The sequence below is a fragment of the Haliea alexandrii genome (genome assembly GCF_003719295.1).
Taxonomy (GTDB): Bacteria; Pseudomonadota; Gammaproteobacteria; order Pseudomonadales; family Halieaceae; genus Haliea; species Haliea alexandrii.
Window position 1 is genome coordinate 574,411 of sequence record NZ_RFLW01000002.1, and the last position, 18,671, is coordinate 593,081.

Sequence of the window (18,671 nt, forward strand, 5' to 3'; positions counted from 1 at the left end):
CCTGCGCGATCAAACGATGTGGTGTCGTTGAGAAATGCGCGCGCTATCCCCTGTTGCTGCCACGGTGCATGCTGCGCGCGTTTGAATGCCCCCGGAATCTCGCTGAAGAAACCGAGGCATGCTCGTGGGGCGTGCGTGGACCGACCAACCTCCGCTATCGCTGCATAGCAGGTGCCTGCGGGCAAATCACGAATGGCAGCAACGGGTCGCGAGCTGCCGTTCGCGCTGCCGGTATCGATGAAATATACCAGACGCCAATCAATCCGCTAACACGAGAAGTGATGTCAATCACACGCGTGGGAGCTAGAATCTCAGATGGCTACGGTAACGCAACTATTTGCTCAGTATTTTGAGCGCCATTCAAATCCTTGGCCGCACTGGAAAACACAAGACATCGGACCTACACTTATAAAATCGTATTTCACGAAGCTCGGGGTGGACGCAATGAAAGAAGCGCCGTTTCAAGTGGTTTTCGCTGTTATCAAAGCAGTGTGGCGGTTTATCGGCGATGTGGCTGGATCGGCTGAGCTACAGGAGGACCAGCGCCGACTTCATGACTCTGATCTGGTGGGCGAGTACAACTACCGCACCGGCCGCCTTGACGCTGGCACCGACCCTTTTGGGTGGTATGAACGGGATTAGAATAGCTATCGTCTACCGGCGCGGCTGACGGCAGCTTTACCAATAGCAGCACCCTGTCGCCCTGCGTTTTCACTGGGAAGTGTCAAAGGGGCGGATGCAGCGCTGATTGCGCGCCCGACATGGATCCCTGCCCAGGCCATCATGCCGCTCCAGAGGAGGGGCAGTCCCAGGTAGAGGCTGGTGGTAATCATGTTGAGTAGCATGCGCTTGGCATCGTGTTCGCCGGGATTGGCGAATATCAGTAGGAAAGTATTGGCGTCCGGGTACATGGCGCCAATCAGGTTCTGATCCACCCACATCGCCAGATACCACAGTACGGTCCAGAACTTGACGGTGAAGATTGCCATGGCACCGGTGACCATCATGGCGATTGAATAGCGCGATAACACCACAATCATGGGTAACAGGGCATAGATGCTGAGCAGCAGCAAGGCCTGCACCATGGGCAGGGCCTGCAGGACAGCGGTCATGGTGACCGCAAACAAACCTGAGGCGGTGACCACCCCACCTGCGGCGAGGCCGCCCTTCACCAGATTCTCTGCCGTGGCCAGCCAGCCCGTGTTGGCCGTGTTTCCCGCCACCAGGTCGTTGCTGGACCAGATCGGGGGCGCGTTGGTCAGTACCGTGCGGGCGACGGCATCCTGTTGCTGTTCACTGGCCAAAACCGGCGCAATGGTGACGACCAGGCCGGACAGCCCGCCCGCCGTGGCGTCCGCCGCATTGATCAGCTGCTGGCGCAGACTCTCGGTGCCCTCCTCCCACCATTGCTTGCAGGTGGGCTTACCCCACTCCGGTGGATCGGCGGGATCATATTCCGTATCGCGCAGCGCGTTGTAGGGCCAGCCCGGGACCTGCTTTGGGGGGCGCAGCTCGTCATAGTAGCCCGGGGTCTGCCGATAGACATGCGACCCCAACCAGTCCGGATCGTCATCGCCGTAGGTGTCCAGCAGGACCGTGATCGCGGGGGTTGCCGGTTGTGCGGCCTGGTATTTTGAGCGGGCCGGGATATAGCAGTGACTAAAGAAGTCGCTGACGGCCTGGCGCAGCCGGGGATCCGTGATTGTGGCCAGGCGTGCCTGCTGCTCGTAGGTGCGCAGGTCACTGGCGGCCGGGAGGCCTGCGATCACCGCATGGTTCAGGCCCGAGGACATCGACAGCACCGCATACCACCACACCGGTAGGTTGACCGTGGCCGGGGAGCCGGTAAAGCCGGTGACGCCGTAGGTGCTCTGGGGGTCGGTTGTGGTCGCGGTGGTTGGTGTGGGATCCGCCGTGGTCGGCTGGGGGACATAGCTGAGTGTGCTGGCGTTTAGTGGTGTCAGGGCGGCGGGCTGACCCGCCAGCACCACCACCAGCAGGGCGATGAACAGATCGATCTCCATACGGCGTAGGGAGAGTCCGGTCACCGAGCCGAACTCGCCCCCCTGAGCCGGTTCCCGCCAGTTGTCGATCAGGATCCCCAGAAAAGGCAGGTAAACAATACCGGTGCTGACCAGCACATCCCACAACACCCCATAGAAGGCCCAGCCGAAGAGCGTGGTAAACAGTTCCAGATAGCTGTCGACACTCACGGACTGGCACCAGCGAATGCGGCAAGGTGATGTAGCAGGTTCTGGCCGATCAGCAGCTCGATGGCCACCAGCCAACCGACGACCCGCCAGCGGAGGCGATTGGACTCGGCTTTGGATAATGAGCTATGCCGCTTTTTGCATAGCCAATCGCTGAGACAGGGCCACAGAAGGGCCAGCAGTGCGATCATACCCAGGCGCACTGACCCCAGCAGGGGTTTAGCTTCGCTGACGCGCTGTGCAACGGTGGCCAGGGAACTCAGGGCCACGGCCTGCCAGAGCAGCAGGCCGACACCCAGGGCGGCGAGGAACGCCACTAAAGAACAGCCTACCAGCCAGGAACGGCGTCGGTGTTGCGGGTTACTGGACACGGCCATGACTCAGCGGTCTTGGATCACGGGGTGACGCCTGCGGGATATCCAGGGCGGACTGACGGCGGGCCGCGGCGCGCTGCAGGAGAACGGTGACGGTTTCAGAGACCACCTCACGGCGCACACGGGTTTCAAACAGGAGGCTCTCGATCTCCTTGTCGAGTTCGGCAATGGCGGTATCGGCGTGCTGGCGCGCGACCTCGGTGGCATAGACCTCGGGCACCTGACGGCCGGAATGCAGCAGGCGGCGGGCATAGAGGGCCTTTTCCACCGTGCGGGCGGTGCTGATCTCGGCCACCAGCCGGCTGGTGATCAGGGCCTGTTCGGTGGCGGGCATCTCCCGGATGGCCTCGATGACCTGGCGGGTGACGGCGACCCCCGGGGCGGTGACATCGTTAAGGTTGGTTCTTGTGGGCGGCACATCCCCCTCCACCAGCGCCTGCAGATCAACCGTCACTTCAGCCGATTCCCGGTACAGCGTGGGCAGCAGGCCGGTACCGGGAATACTGTCCTTACGGCAGGTATCGCAGGTGGTCACGATGTTCTCCCCCACCACCGCGACCACCCAGTCACGGGCTTCTGTAGGAGAGCCCCATATTTTCGACAGGCGGGTGGCGTCGCTGGCGGGCACCGAGGCGGTCTCGGTGATGGGCCGGTTGAGATTGATGTTGTACCCAGCCTGCACCAGATCGCCGGTAAAGCGCAGCACCGGCTGACCAGACCCACCGGCCTGGCCCCCAATCCAGGGGACGCCGTTGTCCCCATTGGCGGATTCCACGGCCTCCTTGGCGCTGACCGCATCGTTGGAGCCAATGCCCATCTGCACTTTCCAGTCGTTGCCCTTGGAAAGCGTGATCAGGTCCGCATAGGGATTCTTGCCCTTGGCGATCTCCGTCTCCATCTGCTCGCAGGACTTGGTGGCGAGTTTCATGGTTTCTTCAGCTTTCAACAGGGCATTCTGGAACAGGTCATAGAGACCGGGGTTGGCCCGCTGCAGGATCAGGGCGGGCAGCGCGGCGATGGCGGACGATGCCGCGGCGGTCATCGCGTTCATCATGTCATCCACACCCGATTTGATGTTGTTCAGGGTGTGGGTCACCGCAAGCAGGGGGTCGAACTTGGCACAGCTGTAGCCCAGACCCAGCTGGGCCGAACCACCGAGGGTGACCGAGGTCACCAAGGGGTTGGGCGGGGGTGAGACCGGCTGGGCACCGCCGATTTCGTAGTACCAGAAGCTGTCCTCAGTGGGGCCTTCCGCGGCTATTAAGGCGGGTGACGCAATCAGCGACAGTAGGAGCAAAGCGGCAATCGTGCCTTGAGTTCTGGTGGGATGGTGCCGTCGCATCAGGGGTACCCCGTCCAGTTGATATCCGTAATGAAGACCTGCCCCTCGCGCTGGCAGCACTGGTAGGGACGCCACAGGGTCCAGGCGTAATCACCGCCGGGATCAACACGGCCACCGCCCCAGCCTACGGCGCTGAACAGGTCATTGGTGCCGAATACGGCGCAGCTGGATTCGGCGCGCGGCGCCAGCATCTGCCAGGTGCCGGTGCGGGCATTCCCTTCCACCAGTGGACCCGGTGGCCACACACGCATGTCAGGCGTAAAGGGTCCCTGCAGTGGCAGATAGACGTGGGGCTGGCCGGTGCGGGTGACGATATCCCCCGCGCGCTGGGCGTTGATCGCCGCGCCCTTGGGTTCTTCAGACTGGGTGGTCCAGCCGGTGCGCGGATAGAGGCCGCCCCAGGTCTGAATGGGCCAGTGGCCCACTTCGCGCAGGCCCGGGATCAGACTGGCGGGATAGAGCATTTCGGGGACCTCCAGCCGCCAGGCCAGGGCATTCACCCCCGACTGAAAATACGGCACGAAGGGTATGGCCTGGGAGGGACATACCAGCCCGCCCGCCCCGCCCACATCCGCCAGCAGGGTCAGGGGATGACCGATGGCATCGGTCTCCCGGAACAACAGGTTGCGGTGATCCAGACGGTTGTGAGTGCCCTCCGTGCGGTTACCCGCGCTGTCCACGGGGACTGGTAGCAGGCGCCCCAGAAGCCCCTGGGCTGCGGCGCGCTGGGCGGCACCGAGGGTGGCGCGGATCTCGGACCAGGGATTACCCCCCAAGACATTGTAGGCACTGACGACCAGATCCGGGTTGTAGTGTCCCACCTTGAGTGAGGAGTTGACCCTGCAACCTAAAAGATCGCATTCCAGCCAGAAACACAGGCCCACCGGGCGCCACTGCATACACGCGAATGCCGCATTGCTGGTCTGCGCCACGATCCCGGCGGTGGAGAGGGACGCTGCCTGGCTGGCCTGCGGCCAGTGCAGGGTCAGCAGTAGTGTGGCGAGCCAGATTCCAGCCCTCACAACTCGGCCTCCCCGCGCCAGCGTTGATACTGGCGGACAGCCGCTGTCGGGTCGGTCAGTCCGTAATAGACCGCCTCGCCATTGACCACCATCGCCGGGTAGCGGGTCAGCCCGTAGCGTTGGGCGGCCAACAACCCCGTGGCGGTCGCACGCAGGTCTGCCTGCTGGCGTTCGGTCAGCGCACCGAGTCGTGTCGCCGCCATCGCCTTCGCCGCCGACTGCTGGGGCGGCAGCTGGTGGGACAGGGTGGCGTTCAGGCGCGCAAGACCGTCCAGGTGATAGACGGTCAGCTGGATGTCCTCGCCCGTTACGTTGTGATGCGCGGGGGGCGGATGCGCGGCGATGGTAAACAGCTCCACCTGATAGCGCGGCGCCGCGACACTGAACGGAGACGTCAGCAGGGTTGTCAGCAATGCCAGCCGTGCCAACGGCCCGACGACGCCCCCGCACCGGACGTGGCTGCCGGGTTGGGTGGGCGCTGTGTAAGTCAGCCTAGCCACCCCGACGTCCCTCCAGCCGCTCGGCCACGACGTGGGCAGCCTCCAGTTCGGAGCAGCCCTGCTCGCGCATGATCTGGGCCCGTTCGGCTTTCTCGTGTTTTTCGGTCATGGCCAGTGCCAGGGACAGGGGTGGGGGGACGTTCCTGAACAGTCCTTCCAGCTGGTCCGACAGGACCACGCCTTCAACATACTTGCCCGGTTCCTTGCGGGCTGACAGCAGCAGACTGCACTGTTCCGCGGTGAGGTCCCTAAATCGGGCGATCTGCTCCACTTCCTCCTTGGGCATGACCAGGCACAGCCACCACTCCATCATGTTGAGCATGCGCCGGGAGGCGTCCGGGAAATCTTCCAGGTTCTGGGTGGCGATCCAGAACCAGGCCCCGAGCTTGCGCCACATCTTGGTGATCTTTACCACGTAGCGCGCCAGCAGCGGATTGGTCGTGATGATGTGGCCTTCGTCCGTCACCACCAGGGTCGGGCGACCATCGCTCTGGTGGCGCTCCACCAGCTGGTTGATGTGGCTCATCATGGCGGTGTAGGCCACCGTCAGCTGGTCCTCATAGCCTTCCCGGGCCAACACCCCCATCTCCACCAGCGTGACATCCACCTCGGGCCAGGGGGAGCCGGGGCGGTCAAAGAAGTCGCCCGCGAGCCCCGAGCAGAACAAGGCCATACCGTCGGCCATTTCCGTGGCGCGGTGACGCCGGTGATCCGGCAGGGTGGACTCCTGGCCCTGGGCGTTCAGGGCTGCGACCACATCGCGGGTCAGCACCTGGTCCCCACCGCGCTGGGAGACGGTTTTCGCGGCCAGCAGGATCGCGTTGCGGATCAGCAGGCGGTCGGCCCGGGTCATGCGGGCATCCTCGCGCTCGTCACCGCCGGTGATCATGATGCGCGCGGCAATTTCCATTTCCCCTAAAATATCGCGGCCGGGGCCGCCGCTGCCCTCCTCCTCGTCCTCACTCTCAGGGATCGCCTCGGGGTCGCTGGCGAGCCGGATCCGGCGCTCCCGGTCCAGCAGGGTCAGCGCATCGGCAAAGGGTGGCAGGCTGACATCGGAGCCGGGGTTCAGGGTGACCTGATTCACGCTGATGCCGTGGCTTTTAAAATGCTGCCCCAGCAGGGCGAAAGAGCCGCCTGCCTCAATAATGAAAATCCGGGGCCGGTGAATGGCCATCATCTGCTGCAGCAGGTAGACCAGCAGCGCAGACTTGCCCGCCCCGGTGGGCCCCAGTATGAGCATGTGGGCATTTTTCTTGCGATCGTCCGGGTGCAGGGGATCGAACACCAGCGGCTCCGCCCCGCGATTGAAGAACACCAGCCCGGGATGGCCAGTGCCGCGGGAGCGGCCGTAGACGGGTAACAGGTTGGCGATGTGGCGGGAGAACACCAGCCGCGAGCGGCGGCTTTTACGGTCAAAGGCCGGGTCGTAGGCCATGGGCAGGTTGCGCAGGTAGCTGTCGAGCCCCAGCAGATCGCCCTCGCGGCCTATCGGTTGCAGGCCGTTGGCCAGCAGCAGCGCGTGCAGCTGGTTGACCCGCTGCCGCAGATTGTCGGGTGAATCCCCGCGCACGTAGAAGGCCATGCCCAGCGGATAGAGCTTGTCGCCTGCGGCCATCTCCCGCTCCACCCGAGTGGCATCCTCCCGGGTCAGTGCGGCCTCGGCGGAATCCCCCACGGCGGCGCGTTTGACCAGGGCCACGTGGTTGCGGGTAGCGTCCTGAGGTTTGGCGGTCAGGGTCAGCACCATCACCGTGTGTTCGGGCAGCCGGTCAAAGACAGAGAACAGATGATCCCCGGCAGCGCGCTCGGCGGTCATGTGACCGATCTCCGGTGCCCGGCGCAGGCCCTGGATGCTGATCACGGTATGGGGCAGGCCATCGAACCACCAGGTGGCGGACGTGGCATCCGAGTACGGCAGGGACAGGGTCAGGGTTTCGGCAAAGTCAAGGCCGTAGGGCAGTTCGGCGTCTTCAGATGCATCGTCCAGGCTGCGCAATAACGCGCCCGTGGTATCGGTAGATCCCTCGCCGGGGTTGAACCACGGCAACAGCCAGCGGTACAGGTCGATGCCGGAGGACCGCCGGGTACGGATACCCGCCGCGGCCAGTGCGGCGGTGAGCTGGGTAGCCACTTGGTTCAGTTCCGCCTCGGCCTCATAGGGGTTGGCGGTGCGGTGGCGCGCGGTCTGACGGCGGTACAGCACCGCCCGCACCCGCCGGATCTGCCCCCGCCAGGGGCTGCCCGTCAGCGCGGTATCGATAAACAGCCCGCCCGGCGCACAGAGACGGGCACAGTGGTTCCGCATGAGTGTCTGATAGAAACGTGAGTAAGCTTGCTCGCGGACGGACGGCCCCGGGTAGTGTTTCAGTGACTGAACCAGACTGTCGAGGCTGGGCTCATCCTGTACGTAGAGCTGCAACACCCAGGGGCCGTCGTCGCGTTCCGGCAGAGCTTCGCTGAGCGCGGTCTGGATGGCATCGCGCAGAGCCACCATGAACGGGCCGGTGCGCGCCTCCGTGCCGACCGGGGTCAGGTCGAACAGGGCACCGACGCTGACCCCGTCTTCCAGTAAAAAACACTGGCTGTCCGGCAGGTACTCCACCCAGGGTAAAAAGGGTGTGAAGGACGGGGGGCGTTCATAGAGCGCCTGCACATCCCGGTGGGTGAGTGGCGCCGGTGCCCTCGGGCGCGATGGCTCTCCCAGGTTCGACCCTGTGTCCTGAGCGGGTATTCCCTGGCGGGCAGAGGAACCGCTCATGGGGCATCCACCGCGTGCTCACCCGGCAGGGCATATTCCGGCCGTTCGTAGAGGGGAAACACGGTGCTGTAACCGGGCACCGGGACCCGGTGCACACCCGCCAGGTGCGGAAAGATGTACATCACCAGCGTCGGGTTGGGCACGCGCATAAAGCGGGTGTTAAGGTCTTGGTAGTCAGCCCGGGCGGCGGGCCCGAGGTCGGCGACATGGTGTCCCGGCGGGCGCAGCGGCGTTGCGAGTTGGCGATGCCGCGGCGCCTCACCCTCGGTAATCTGTACATGGGCGTCATAGATCTCGCGCATGGTCGGGCCATCCTGGGGCAGGATGGTCTCCTTGCTGCCGGCACAGCCGGTCAGCAGCAGACTAATCGAGAGTGTGCGGAGCAGTGGGGGACAATAGGGATGCATGGCTCAGTTTCCTGCCCTGGGGCTCAAAGTCGATGGGAATGGCGCGATCCACATGGATCGCCACGGCAATACCGGCGGGAACAAACACGGCGTCAAAACTCTGGGACTGACGTTCGAGCAGCCACTGCGCGAGTTCCTCGCTGCCTCCGGCGACGGTTTTGCCCAGCACATAGGCGCCGACATCCCCGGTGACGCCGCCGGTAATGCCACCGGCGCTGGTGATCACCGAGGTGCTCTCGGCCGCGGCGGCCGCGTCGGCGGCGGCCTGCACCGCCTGCACACCGATGCGCTGGGCCAGAAAGGCGGTGGCGTTGCTTTTACGGGTACCGCTGATGCAGGGGATACCCTGGGCATCGGAGATCCAGCCCAGCGGCTCATCACGACCCCCCTGCCCCTGACCATCATCGCTGGCGACAGTGCGGATGGTGCCGTCGTCAAACACGAAGGTGACCGCTTCAAGGCGACCGGACACACAGGACAGGGTCCAGTCGCCCACCGCGGTGCCGCTCCAGATCATGCCCTGGACGCCGGGGATCGTGAGTCCGTTGGCTGCCAGGTTGTCGGCACCGGTAATGATCTTGAACGGCATGGGATCCTGCACCTGACCGCGCAGGGGAATGCGTCCCACGAGGGCGGACATGGCGGTCGATCCCATCAGGGTGGCATTGCGAGGCACGGTGTATACCGGCCTGTCCTGCTGTGCCTCGACCCGCTCCCGGATGTCCGTGACCAGTTGACCGCCATGTCGACGGACATCCCCTAGGTAACCGCTCGCTGTCTGGCGCGCGCCGGCCAGACCGCCGGCGGCTGCAGGCTCCGCCTCAGCATCCAGCGGCGCGATCCAGACCAGGGCGGATGCGTCCGCCGGGCTGCTATCGGTGCCTTCCCAGCCTTCCAGCCCGAGGCCGATCGGCATGGGCTGATCCGGCTGTGCGTTCTGGACCTCATTCAGGGAGGCGGCCAGGGAATCGACGCGCTGGGTGAGTGATTGTAAAACCCCCGAATCGCGGCGGGCCTGGTTGTCCGCATCCTGTTCGCGGCTGCGCAGCTCGCGACGCAGTCGGGTGGCCACGTTCTCCTCGATCTGGCTACGATTGTTGATCAGGGTCTGGTTCTCCTTGCGCAGTACTGCGTTGTCCTGGCGCAGGGCGGTGACGGCGGTGGTCATCGCAGCCACATTGGCGGTCAGGGTTTTGATTGTGTCCGCCGGAGTATCGGCATCCGGCGCGGGGGCTGTCGGCACCCCGGTCAGCAGCAGCCCATTCTCGCTGTCAGCCGAACAGGTTTTTAGGGTTACACCTAGCAACACCAGCAGCACCAGGGTGGCGAGCAGGGGCAACAGGCGATTGGAGACGGCATGGGGCATGGGCGGGCTCTCCCCTAAAACACGTGACTGAAGGGGCGGTCGGAGATCAGGTAGACCACCGTGTGGTCTGCCTCATCGCCCGCGTGCAGCAGCCGGTGGTGCTGGAAGGTGGCGGCGAGCCACGCACCGCGTAGGGCCTCTGCCTGCAACTCCTGCGCATCGGGACTGGCGTTAGTGAGCTGTACCGCCGTTACGAATCGCTGTCCGCTGCGCCAGCTGGCCAGGGGAGTCGAGACAATGGCACCGCCGCGCACCAGCGGTACGGAGCCGTTGGGAACCGGCACCCGGACCACGCCCGACAACGGTGATTGCAGGCGCTGGGGTGCATACAGCTGCTGGGCAGCGAAGCGGGTCAGGCTGACGTAGCCGTGGTTCGCGGGACCGGCGGGGGTCTGGTCATGCGCTGCAGGGAACGGTTGCCGTGGCAGGGTGATCTCCATCGGCGCGGCACTGCCTCCCTCCGGGGACGCGGCGGCATCAAACAGATAGACCTGGCCGTCATCCAGCGACCGCACAAGGATCCGGGTCGGCGGAAAGGCCTGCTGGGCCAGCCAGTACACGGTACCGCCACTGCTCTGGATGCGCAGCCGACCCTGCAGGGAGCCTTGAATCCCGACGCTCACCGGGCCAGGGAAGTGGACCATGCGCTCCTGGCCGACGCCGAGCTCCAGCGCAATCGGGGATTTCCGCCAGACGATCCGCTCGGTGGGTTCCAGCGCGACGGCTGCCGTGGTGCTAAACAGCAGCAGTCCACACAGCGAGATAATGACAGCGAAGAAAACCGTGCGAGACGCGGAGGAGCCTTGAAAACTATTGGTTTGCATGGGCAATGTCCTCCCCTAAAAAATCGGCGTCGGTGAGGCGACGGGGGCCGTCGGCTCCAAAACCATCCAGGGCCAGTCCCCAGGGATTGGATTCCGGGTCGACGGCGTAGCGCACGACTCGCAGGGGGTAGCGGATCCGGGTACGCTTGACGGTCATGCCCTTGACCGACTCCAGCAGTTCGAGATCCAGCCAGACCTGCCAGGTCTGGTTGTCGAGAATGTCGACCCGGTTTTCGGAATAACCCAGGCCGGGAATGCCCTGCAGCGCGCGCACCCGGTAGGCAAGCTCCCCGCGTCGTCCCTTCTCGTCCAGATTGGCCAGCAGTTCGGCCCGGTAGCGAGGTGTGACATAGGGGGCGATCCGAAAAATGGCACGGCCATAATCGCGGCTGCCATCCTCCGGCCAGCGATTGAGTTGCTGAAACAGGTAGAACGCGAAAGCGTAGACCGAGGCGGCGGGTACTTCGGTGTGGTGCCGCACGGCGCCAGAGCGCAGGTCCGGCGGGATGTGCACCGTGAGATGCTCGGGCGCCCGGCTCCAGCCGTAGCAGAGAATGGCAATTACCAGCATCTGCAGACCGATGACCATCCACAGAGAGCGCAGGTGGGCCTGGGCATTATCGATGGCGAAGCGGTAGCGTGACATGCCCTCTCCTGCCGATATCCCAGGTGCCGCTGCGGCTGATGAACGGTGCGCGTTTGAGGCCTTTGTGATCCAGCCACAGCGCACAGCGCTGCTGGTAGTAGCCATCAGGCCGGTTGCGTTTTAGGCGCTGAAAGAGACTGGCGATCCCGAGCACCGTGGCAACGATACCGATTCCGGCAAAACCAAAGCCCATGGTCACCGCCCCACCAAGCCAGGCCAGCAGCAGACTGAGCGGCAGCCAGACCACGGCGGCCAGCGCGACGATGACACCCAGCTCGCTGGCGGAGCAGCCCCTAAAAATGACCGGCTCCGCATTGAGCCGGTCCGCGAGGACATCCTGGCTTTCAATGGGTGCCACTCAGATCACGCCGGCCGCTTCGGTAAGCAGGTAGCTGGCGAAGATCAGCACGATGGCACCGACAATCCCCAGCACACCCACCTCGGCCCATTCGGCCTTGCCCTGACGGGCTTCATTGAACTTGGCAAAGGCCAGGTAGGCGACCCAGAGAAAGCCGAGCACCGCAATCGCCAGGCCGAGGACCAGGCCGCCGTCCTTGATGTAGCCTTCGATCAGTCCGATCCAGTCGCCCGCGGCAGGTGCGGTGCTGGGCGCCACCGGGGTCGGTAGCACCGCCCAGGCGGATGGATGCGACAGACAGACCGCGGTCGCGAGGACGGCAAATCTTGAAGGGTATTGGGGTGTGGTCATGGGGCGTTCTCCAAATGGGCGCAACAGTGCGCGGATACAGTGTGCAGTCGTGGAAAAAAGGTGAGAGTTACAGGACATCGGCAGGCTCAGCGCAGGTAGAAGCCGAGGACCAGCAAGACAATGCTCGCGCGCAGGGTTGCCCAGAGCAGGTCGAACAGGCTGGCCTGGCCGTCCTGCCAGGCCCGGAAGCTGCCTACCGTGATCCAGATCACCCAGACAAACGCGAGGATCAGCACCACGCTGGCGATGGCGAACAGCAGCGCTGCCGGTGTCGCGCCGGATCCGGCCTCGAAGGCCGCTGTCTGTGCCGGGGTCATCAGTCACTGCCGGTAGTCACCGCGCAGCGGCGGCACCGGGCGCGGGGTATTGCCCGGGGCATCGAGGTGCGCCTGGATACCCGCGCGCACCCGCTCCAGATCCTGGCGCAGCCAGTCATACTGGAAATGGATACGGGCATCGGGGTCCGCCTCGGCCTCGCTGCGCGCGATCATGGGTTCGAGGTGGGCGATTTCCTGGAGCAGGCGGGCGAGCAAGGCGCGCTCGGCGTCGGCATCAGCCCAGGAGCCCGGTGCGATGAAAGTCAGCGCCAGCAGTGTGGCCGTGGCAAATCGGTGTCCTGTCATGAGTCTGTCGTCCCGCACAGTGTTGTGTGAGGGAGATGGTGACCAAGCGCTGCTTGCATCGCCATCAACAACCGGGGCGCTGGGTGGCCGGGTTGTTGGTGGAAGAATCTGCTTTGCTTAAATTCCGCGTTTCTCTCACGAGAACAGCATTGGGTCTTTCTAGTCAGGCCTCGCGAAGTCCATCACCGCATACGCCTGATCGAACTCAAAAATGCCCGAGACCAATGTCGAGTGGCCTACCGATTTGACAACACATTGACAACACCTGTACAAGGTCTGCCAGCAGCATCTATCCGGTCTTGAAAAGACCACAAAAATAAGAACCAATGGAAGAGATCGAAGTTCGGGGATGAAGGGATTTTCTCAGTAGGCAGAGCCAATCCTGCCAGATCGGCATCCAATTCGGGTTGATCATCACAGGCGTCAGGGGATCCGTGCATACAACGTCGCGTCACACCTCGACCACCCATACGCAAACCTTGGCACGCTCAACCTGAGCGCAGACGGCAACGCCGTCGATAACGTTGCCATCTCCGAGCATCCCGCACATAAGCCATTGCGTCTCAGTCGTGGCGAAACCAGCTTGATCGAGCCACGCCCGGCCATCGAACAGGAAATCATCTATCCACTCGGATCCAAAAAGTCCTTGGGCGATACGTTTGAGACGTCCGCGGACGTCCGGCTTGATCATTGGGGCCAGAGCCATCGCGAGACCGTGAAGAGACTGCAACGAAACCCGCGACTCTTCGGCCATGAACTTTGGGGCGACCTTGTTGGCAGGATGCGGCGCCCGGAATATGCCGAACCCGCAGCGGGTGACGATTAATCAGCTCTCAGAACTGGAGGTGTGGGGAGTTATGGCTTCAACGTGGGAACAGTTGGATGAGTTCGAAGCAATGTGCAAGGACGGCGTCACCTATCTGGTTCAGTGTGTCCGATACGAGGTTCCTTTCAAGTCATTCAGCGGTGAGACCAAATCGCAGCCCGTCATCAGCTATCTCATTGATGACGTTGTTGAAGTCGTTGCACTTGGCAACGATGACTACATGATCAAAGAGTCCGGTACGGTTCTGCGTCGACGGAGAGACACCCCGGCCGTGCTCACCTAGGAACGCGTCGCGTTACACCAAACAGCCAAACGCACGCAAACGTCCCACATCGACTCCACACTCAGCATCCCATAGGTTGACTCACAACAGCCACCAGATCATCCAACCTGGGCGTCTGCTACAGGTATTTCTTGAAGGCGCTCGCGGTAATGGCAATGCTGAGGGCGAACAGTGTGGCAAAGGGCAGTATGACCCAGCTCGGGTGGAGACTGAACGGCAGCGCTAGGTAAATGACCCAGGCCGTGACCAGCAGCGGCAACGCCGAACGCTTGGACCAATGGTAGATGAAGGAGCTTTCGCGCCCGCCTCCCCAGCGGCGCAGATCCCGGCGCACCAGGCCGTCCACCAGAGCCATCACACCAAACAGCAGGAAGACCGGTGTGGCCAGCAGCAGAATGGCCAGACGTAGCGCGAAGACCTGAGTGATCTGCAGAGCTGCGAGGATATGCTTGGCAAGCGGCTCATACAGCTGGTGCAATTGAACCCGAAGGCCGCTCTCCCCTGCCGCTGGTGTCGTGCCAAGCCAGCCAAGGACATCCACCAGTCGGGTCCACTCGAACAGAACGATATAGGCTTTGTCCGCCACCGTCTGGGCGAAGCGTGCCGGATCGCTGCTCACGAGACTACGCCGGAAATCTGCCTGCAGATATCCCACCTCCGCCTCCAGCATTTCCCGGCTGTGCCCCAGGCCCTCGTCTGGCCACCAGAACACCATCCCCAGCCACTCCAGCGAAATGGAAAACAGCAGAGCGAACAGTAACCAGTAAACCGTTTGGCTCACTCGGCCCAGCAGGCGCGTCAGGGTGCCCTGCTGCGCGGTCTGCGCAGGGTGCGCGCTGCCGCGCTCAACCATGGTTCTCGCTGTCGTGTCGGATCGGACCCTCGGTATCAGCGACCGGGTGCCACCAACGTTCCGCAGTCCGGTACCAGTGCTCGTTGGTCACATAGCGGCGCTGCATGTCTTCCGCCATGGCGGCCAGGCTTGGTGGCAGGGCGGCATCCGCGCGGTCATCGGGCAGCGGCATGCGCAGTTTCCACAATCGCCCGCCTTCCAGCAGGGCGAAGGCCTGACCCTTGGGCAGGCGCACCAGATCCGCCGGGGTAAGCATCGGCACCTCCGACACACTGATGCGGTCTTCGTTGCGGGATTTGAAATCCACACCCGAGGTAGGATCGGAGGAGTCATCCACACCCGACACACTCATCAGCGTGACCACCTCGACCCGCGGCAGCTGGTCGGTCAGCATCTCAGCGGTGGCCAGCTCCTTCACCCGCAGCATGATCAGGGTATTGAAGTTCCCCGCCACCTGGCCCGCCTTAGCACGATTGCCGATGCGCGCCTCGACATCCGACCAGGTCTGGGTATAGGCCGTTACCTGAAAGCCGGCACCGCCCGCCTTGTTGAGCAGTGGTACGAACTCATCCCCGATCAGCTCGTTGAACTCATCGGCGTGCAGGGAGATGGTAGGCACGGTGCCAGCCTCCGCACCCGGGACACCGTGCTTGTAGATATGCCCCGCCACCGACACCAGGTCGGCGAACATGGCATTGCCCACCGCACTGGCAACGGTGGTATCGGTCAGCGCATCCAGCCCTACATAGACGATACCCTTGCGCTGGATGACGTTTAGCCATTCAAAGATCGGTCGCGGATCCTGTTCGTCCAGATAATCCGGGGAGATCAGCGCCGCGATCGATCCGGTGGTGAGCTTTTCCATCAGGGGTCCGACGGAGCTCACGATCTTGTCGAAGTAGGTTTTGTCGTACTTGAAGGCCGATACCAGGCCTTCCAGCACCGGATCATACAGATCCTGTGCCTGCAGGTAGCGCATCAGGGCGATGGCCTCCCGATCGCGACCCCGCAGTGCGGCGGCGAGGTTGCGCTCACTGATTTTTGCGGCGATGTCGTCGACCGCATCGGACCAGCCCTCCGGGCCGTGCATCGCGAGGTAGTGGCGTGCGTACTCGACAAACAGCGGTTCAATGTCATTAATGTAGCGGCGGATCTGCAGATAGTCCGGGCGCCGCTGCAGTGCGACCAGCGCCCGGGCAACGATATTGACAAAGCGCCAGGCGAACTCCTTGAAGGCGGCGGAGTTACCCTCGCTGGGCAGCTGGTTGGCAATCCGGGTGGCGACCTCGGTGATCCGGGAAAAACTCCCGATCGCGTTGTAACGTGCGGAGATCTCCGGGAAGCCCAGATGGAACAGGTAAAAAACATCGGCCCGCCCCGCCCGTTGCGCTTCGGCATAGATGCGCCGCAGCAGATCCGCATCCCCCTTGGGATCAAACACGATCACCACATCCCCCCGGTGGATGTCCTGGGTAACCAGCAGTTCCGCCAGCCGGGTTTTGCCGACCCGGGTGGTGCCCAGTACCAGCAGGTGGCCAACCCGCTCACCGAGATCCATCCAGGCATCCTCCTCATCGGGCTCCACCGCATGCAGGGCCGGCATACCGCCCACCGGTGGCTGCGGTTTTAGCGGATTCCACCAGCGCGGCTGGCGCAGGTACCCGGCGAGGGTTTTCAGGACTGGCGTTGATTCCCACTGCACTTCCTTACGGCGCGACCAGCGGTAGAGCGCACCGGGCTGCACATAGTGCTGCACTTCGGGACGCAGGGTATCGCGCAGGCGCTGGGTGTGGCGCTGGGTCCAGCGAAAGCCGCGCCCCAGAAACAGCTTGTGGCGACTCACCGGAATCCGCTCCGCCCGCATCCGGTATAACGGAAGGCGGCGCATATTGCGCTGGTACCGCAGCACCCGCCAGGCCTGCCGGGTGCGTACTCCGGCCAGCAAAAACAGGGCACTGGCGGCCACCGTGGCAGTGCCCGGCGGCATCATCAGCGCCCAGGGTGCCAGCAGCGCCACGCCGCCGGTCGCCACCGCCACCAGGGCCGACCAGAGTTCCACCGGGGGCCGCAGGAGTGCCTCGACCGGACTGACGCTCACTGCTCAATGCCGTGCCGGGAGATCAGGACCGGGATATGGGTCAGCTCGAGGGTTTCTGCCTGATCGGTGGTGGCAGAAGGCAGGAGTGGCAGACCCGCGGCAATCGCGGCCATGGTGTGCAGGTCCTCCGGGGTCTCGGCCTGCACCAGCAGCCCTACCGCGCCCAGGGAAAGCAGGAGAGCCCGGTGTTGCCGCAGCCAGGTCTGCGACAGGGGATCGGCACCCACCAGAAAGACCGGGCGCGTGAGCGCGTTCCGGTAGAGAGCGGGCACTGGCCGCGGGGGAACTGGCCCCGGGGTCAGTCCCGGGGAGCGCAGTGGCAGCAGCCGGGTGGGGTCGGCGGCGCCCAGGTCCGGCACTGCCGGTGCCGAGGGGGGCGCGTCTGGCGGTCTCAGCACGCCCAAAAACGGGGCCAGCGGATAGGTCTGGCCGTTGTCCTGTAAAACAACCGGCTCCGCCCGGACTCCCAGAGGGGCGAGTAGCACCAGGAACCAGAGGGAACGCAACCAACACCTGCGGCGCATGTCAGAGATCCTGTACCACGGTGCGCCAGTGCCGCTGCACACGCGCCTGGTAACGCCGCGCCAGAGTGGCATTGTTGGGCGCATGGTAGCAGCCGGCGGCGGACCACCACTCCAGGCGCTGTTGGTAGCACTGGGCCAGAATGTCCGCCCCCACCCGCAGGTTGTGGTAGGGGTCCAATGCCCGGCGGATCCCACCCAGCGCCGCATGGTGGTAGTGCCAGTGGATCTGCATGATCCCGACATCCACCGCGGTCTCACCACTGTGCACCGTCGCCGCAAGGGCAGTCGTCGCCGCGCGCTGGGACGGATAGTACCGGCCCTCGCCCCGGATGTTCAGAGTCCAGGGCCAGGGCCGTATGCCCTCGACTGCGGGCATCGTATAGCCACTTTCCGTCAGCGCAATGGCGTAGAACAGCGCGGGCGGGATCCCATGCTCCTGTGCCACCTGTCGGTAGCCGGACGGCACCGCCTGCTGCGCACGATTAGCTCCCGCGTCGGGTTCGGACGGTGCCGCGACCACGGCGACGCCTGCCAGTGCAAGTAATAGTGCGACCGACGCGCTGCCCGGCATGATCACAGGGCAGCCCCTGTCAGCGGAGTCAGCATTTCACCGCGGCGGCGCAACAGATAGGGAAGGTTCACCTCGCCCGGGGCCATGCTCGCTAAAACCCCCGACTCAAAATTGAGTGTCACCCTGCGCTGTCGTACCCAGTCGGGGTCTACGCCCTGAGCCACCGCCCACTCGCGGATGGCCTGCTCATCACCCGGGGCGAGACCGGACAGATAGATGTCCAGCCCCGCGATGGTATCCAGGCGGGCCAGCAGGCGTGCGAGCACCGCCTCACAGGCGGCGCACTCGGGTCGGACAAACAGCAGAACCCGATCGGTACGGGCGAGGGGAGATTGGCTCGGTTGCTTTATCGGCAACAGCGACCGGTTGATCAGGGGTTGCTCGCCCACCAGGCGCGTGATGGCCGCATCATAGGCCTGCTGGAACGCCAGAATGCGTTCGGCGTCTTCCAGCATCAGGGCCGCCCAGCGCTCGGCGAAGTGGTTACGCTCGGCGGTATCCCGGGCGTGAATACCCAGCGCCTCAATCGGTGACAGGGTCGTCGGGCTGATGCTGCCGCGGATGCCCTGCATTAAAAAACGGTAGCGCTGCCATTCCTGCGGGGTCAGCGCCCAGTGCTCGGCACGCGCGCGCTCCACAGCGGTCAACTCTGTGCTAACCCGCTCGGACGGGGTCAGGGTACTCTCGTCGTGGGCCGGGTCTGTCATGGCTGTGACAGGGGCCAGACACAAA

The 18,671-nt window shown here is 64.0% G+C and carries 22 protein-coding genes; 2 read left to right on the plus strand and 20 right to left on the minus strand.

Translation table 11 applies throughout. The annotated features are described in order from the left end of the window. Positions 1-315: 315 nt before the first annotated feature. Positions 316-642 carry a hypothetical protein gene (locus EGJ68_RS18130; RefSeq protein ID WP_158283616.1) on the plus strand — a complete coding sequence of 109 codons (327 nt, stop codon included), beginning with the start codon at positions 316-318 and terminating at the stop codon, positions 640-642. Positions 643-647: 5 nt separating this feature from the next. Here EGJ68_RS18130 and EGJ68_RS10830 read toward each other — a convergent pair whose 3' ends face one another. The 15 genes from EGJ68_RS10830 to EGJ68_RS10900 form a co-directional block, all read right to left on the minus strand. Further along, the gene (locus EGJ68_RS10830) at positions 648-2,213 is read right to left on the minus strand and encodes a conjugal transfer protein TraG N-terminal domain-containing protein (protein WP_123034546.1); all 1,566 of its coding nucleotides are present in this window, start codon (positions 2,211-2,213) and stop codon (positions 648-650) included. Continuing rightward, positions 2,210-2,587, minus strand: a complete 378-nt coding sequence (locus EGJ68_RS10835; RefSeq protein WP_158283617.1) for a hypothetical protein — start codon at positions 2,585-2,587, stop codon at positions 2,210-2,212. Before EGJ68_RS10835 ends, EGJ68_RS10830 begins: the two co-directional genes overlap by 4 nt. After that, the gene (locus EGJ68_RS10840; protein ID WP_123034548.1) at positions 2,571-3,926 is read right to left on the minus strand and encodes an integrating conjugative element protein; all 1,356 of its coding nucleotides are present in this window, start codon (positions 3,924-3,926) and stop codon (positions 2,571-2,573) included. Before EGJ68_RS10840 ends, EGJ68_RS10835 begins: the two co-directional genes overlap by 17 nt. Continuing rightward, entirely contained in the window at positions 3,926-4,948 is a 1,023-nt protein-coding gene (locus tag EGJ68_RS10845; protein ID WP_123034549.1) for a TIGR03756 family integrating conjugative element protein, read from the minus strand. Before EGJ68_RS10845 ends, EGJ68_RS10840 begins: the two co-directional genes overlap by 1 nt. After that, positions 4,945-5,448: a TIGR03757 family integrating conjugative element protein gene (locus EGJ68_RS10850; RefSeq protein WP_158283618.1), complete on the minus strand. Its 504-nt coding sequence runs from the start codon at positions 5,446-5,448 to the stop codon at positions 4,945-4,947. The genes EGJ68_RS10845 and EGJ68_RS10850 overlap by 4 nt, the downstream gene beginning before the upstream one ends. Next, positions 5,441-8,209: a conjugative transfer ATPase gene (locus EGJ68_RS10855; RefSeq protein ID WP_123034551.1), complete on the minus strand. Its 2,769-nt coding sequence runs from the start codon at positions 8,207-8,209 to the stop codon at positions 5,441-5,443. Before EGJ68_RS10855 ends, EGJ68_RS10850 begins: the two co-directional genes overlap by 8 nt. Then, complete coding sequence (locus EGJ68_RS10860; protein WP_123034552.1) at positions 8,206-8,616, minus strand: TIGR03751 family conjugal transfer lipoprotein; 411 nt, start codon at positions 8,614-8,616, stop codon at positions 8,206-8,208. Before EGJ68_RS10860 ends, EGJ68_RS10855 begins: the two co-directional genes overlap by 4 nt. Beyond that, positions 8,573-9,982, minus strand: a complete 1,410-nt coding sequence (locus EGJ68_RS10865) for a TIGR03752 family integrating conjugative element protein (protein ID WP_123034553.1) — start codon at positions 9,980-9,982, stop codon at positions 8,573-8,575. Before EGJ68_RS10865 ends, EGJ68_RS10860 begins: the two co-directional genes overlap by 44 nt. 14 nt (positions 9,983-9,996) lie before the next feature. Continuing rightward, on the minus strand, positions 9,997-10,806 hold the full coding sequence (locus tag EGJ68_RS10870) for a TIGR03749 family integrating conjugative element protein (RefSeq protein ID WP_123034554.1): 810 nt from the start codon (positions 10,804-10,806) through the stop codon (positions 9,997-9,999). Further along, positions 10,793-11,452 carry a PFL_4703 family integrating conjugative element protein gene (locus EGJ68_RS10875; protein ID WP_123034555.1) on the minus strand — a complete coding sequence of 220 codons (660 nt, stop codon included), beginning with the start codon at positions 11,450-11,452 and terminating at the stop codon, positions 10,793-10,795. Before EGJ68_RS10875 ends, EGJ68_RS10870 begins: the two co-directional genes overlap by 14 nt. Then, on the minus strand, positions 11,424-11,810 hold the full coding sequence (locus EGJ68_RS10880; protein WP_233248767.1) for a TIGR03750 family conjugal transfer protein: 387 nt from the start codon (positions 11,808-11,810) through the stop codon (positions 11,424-11,426). Before EGJ68_RS10880 ends, EGJ68_RS10875 begins: the two co-directional genes overlap by 29 nt. Beyond that, positions 11,811-12,161 (minus strand): TIGR03745 family integrating conjugative element membrane protein, encoded by a 351-nt coding sequence (locus tag EGJ68_RS10885; RefSeq protein WP_233248768.1) that lies wholly within the window; start codon positions 12,159-12,161, stop codon positions 11,811-11,813. Positions 12,162-12,247: 86 nt separating this feature from the next. Further along, complete coding sequence (locus tag EGJ68_RS10890; RefSeq protein ID WP_123034556.1) at positions 12,248-12,478, minus strand: TIGR03758 family integrating conjugative element protein; 231 nt, start codon at positions 12,476-12,478, stop codon at positions 12,248-12,250. Between the two features lie 3 nt (positions 12,479-12,481). Next, on the minus strand, positions 12,482-12,784 hold the full coding sequence (locus tag EGJ68_RS10895) for an integrative conjugative element protein, RAQPRD family (protein ID WP_123034557.1): 303 nt from the start codon (positions 12,782-12,784) through the stop codon (positions 12,482-12,484). A gap of 451 nt (positions 12,785-13,235) precedes the next feature. Beyond that, on the minus strand, positions 13,236-13,538 hold the full coding sequence (locus EGJ68_RS10900) for a hypothetical protein (protein ID WP_123034558.1): 303 nt from the start codon (positions 13,536-13,538) through the stop codon (positions 13,236-13,238). A 43-nt stretch (positions 13,539-13,581) separates the two neighbouring features. Here EGJ68_RS10900 and EGJ68_RS10905 point away from each other — a divergent pair, with 43 nt between their 5' ends. Further along, entirely contained in the window at positions 13,582-13,893 is a 312-nt protein-coding gene (locus EGJ68_RS10905; protein WP_158283619.1) for a hypothetical protein, read from the plus strand. Positions 13,894-14,011: 118 nt separating this feature from the next. On the opposite strand, the gene EGJ68_RS10910 is transcribed toward EGJ68_RS10905, so the two are convergent. The 5 genes from EGJ68_RS10910 to EGJ68_RS10930 are packed head-to-tail and all read right to left on the minus strand — an operon-like array spanning position 14,012 to position 18,646. Then, positions 14,012-14,746 (minus strand): TIGR03747 family integrating conjugative element membrane protein, encoded by a 735-nt coding sequence (locus EGJ68_RS10910; protein ID WP_123034560.1) that lies wholly within the window; start codon positions 14,744-14,746, stop codon positions 14,012-14,014. Beyond that, complete coding sequence (gene traD / locus EGJ68_RS10915; RefSeq protein ID WP_123034561.1) at positions 14,739-16,844, minus strand: type IV conjugative transfer system coupling protein TraD; 2,106 nt, start codon at positions 16,842-16,844, stop codon at positions 14,739-14,741. Before traD ends, EGJ68_RS10910 begins: the two co-directional genes overlap by 8 nt. Beyond that, positions 16,841-17,368 carry a PFL_4695 family integrating conjugative element protein gene (locus EGJ68_RS10920; RefSeq protein WP_158283620.1) on the minus strand — a complete coding sequence of 176 codons (528 nt, stop codon included), beginning with the start codon at positions 17,366-17,368 and terminating at the stop codon, positions 16,841-16,843. The genes traD and EGJ68_RS10920 overlap by 4 nt, the downstream gene beginning before the upstream one ends. Before the next feature lies 1 nt (position 17,369). Beyond that, complete coding sequence (locus EGJ68_RS10925; protein WP_233248794.1) at positions 17,370-17,939, minus strand: lytic transglycosylase domain-containing protein; 570 nt, start codon at positions 17,937-17,939, stop codon at positions 17,370-17,372. Between the two features lie 2 nt (positions 17,940-17,941). After that, the gene (locus tag EGJ68_RS10930; RefSeq protein WP_158283621.1) at positions 17,942-18,646 is read right to left on the minus strand and encodes a TIGR03759 family integrating conjugative element protein; all 705 of its coding nucleotides are present in this window, start codon (positions 18,644-18,646) and stop codon (positions 17,942-17,944) included. Positions 18,647-18,671 lie beyond the last annotated feature (25 nt).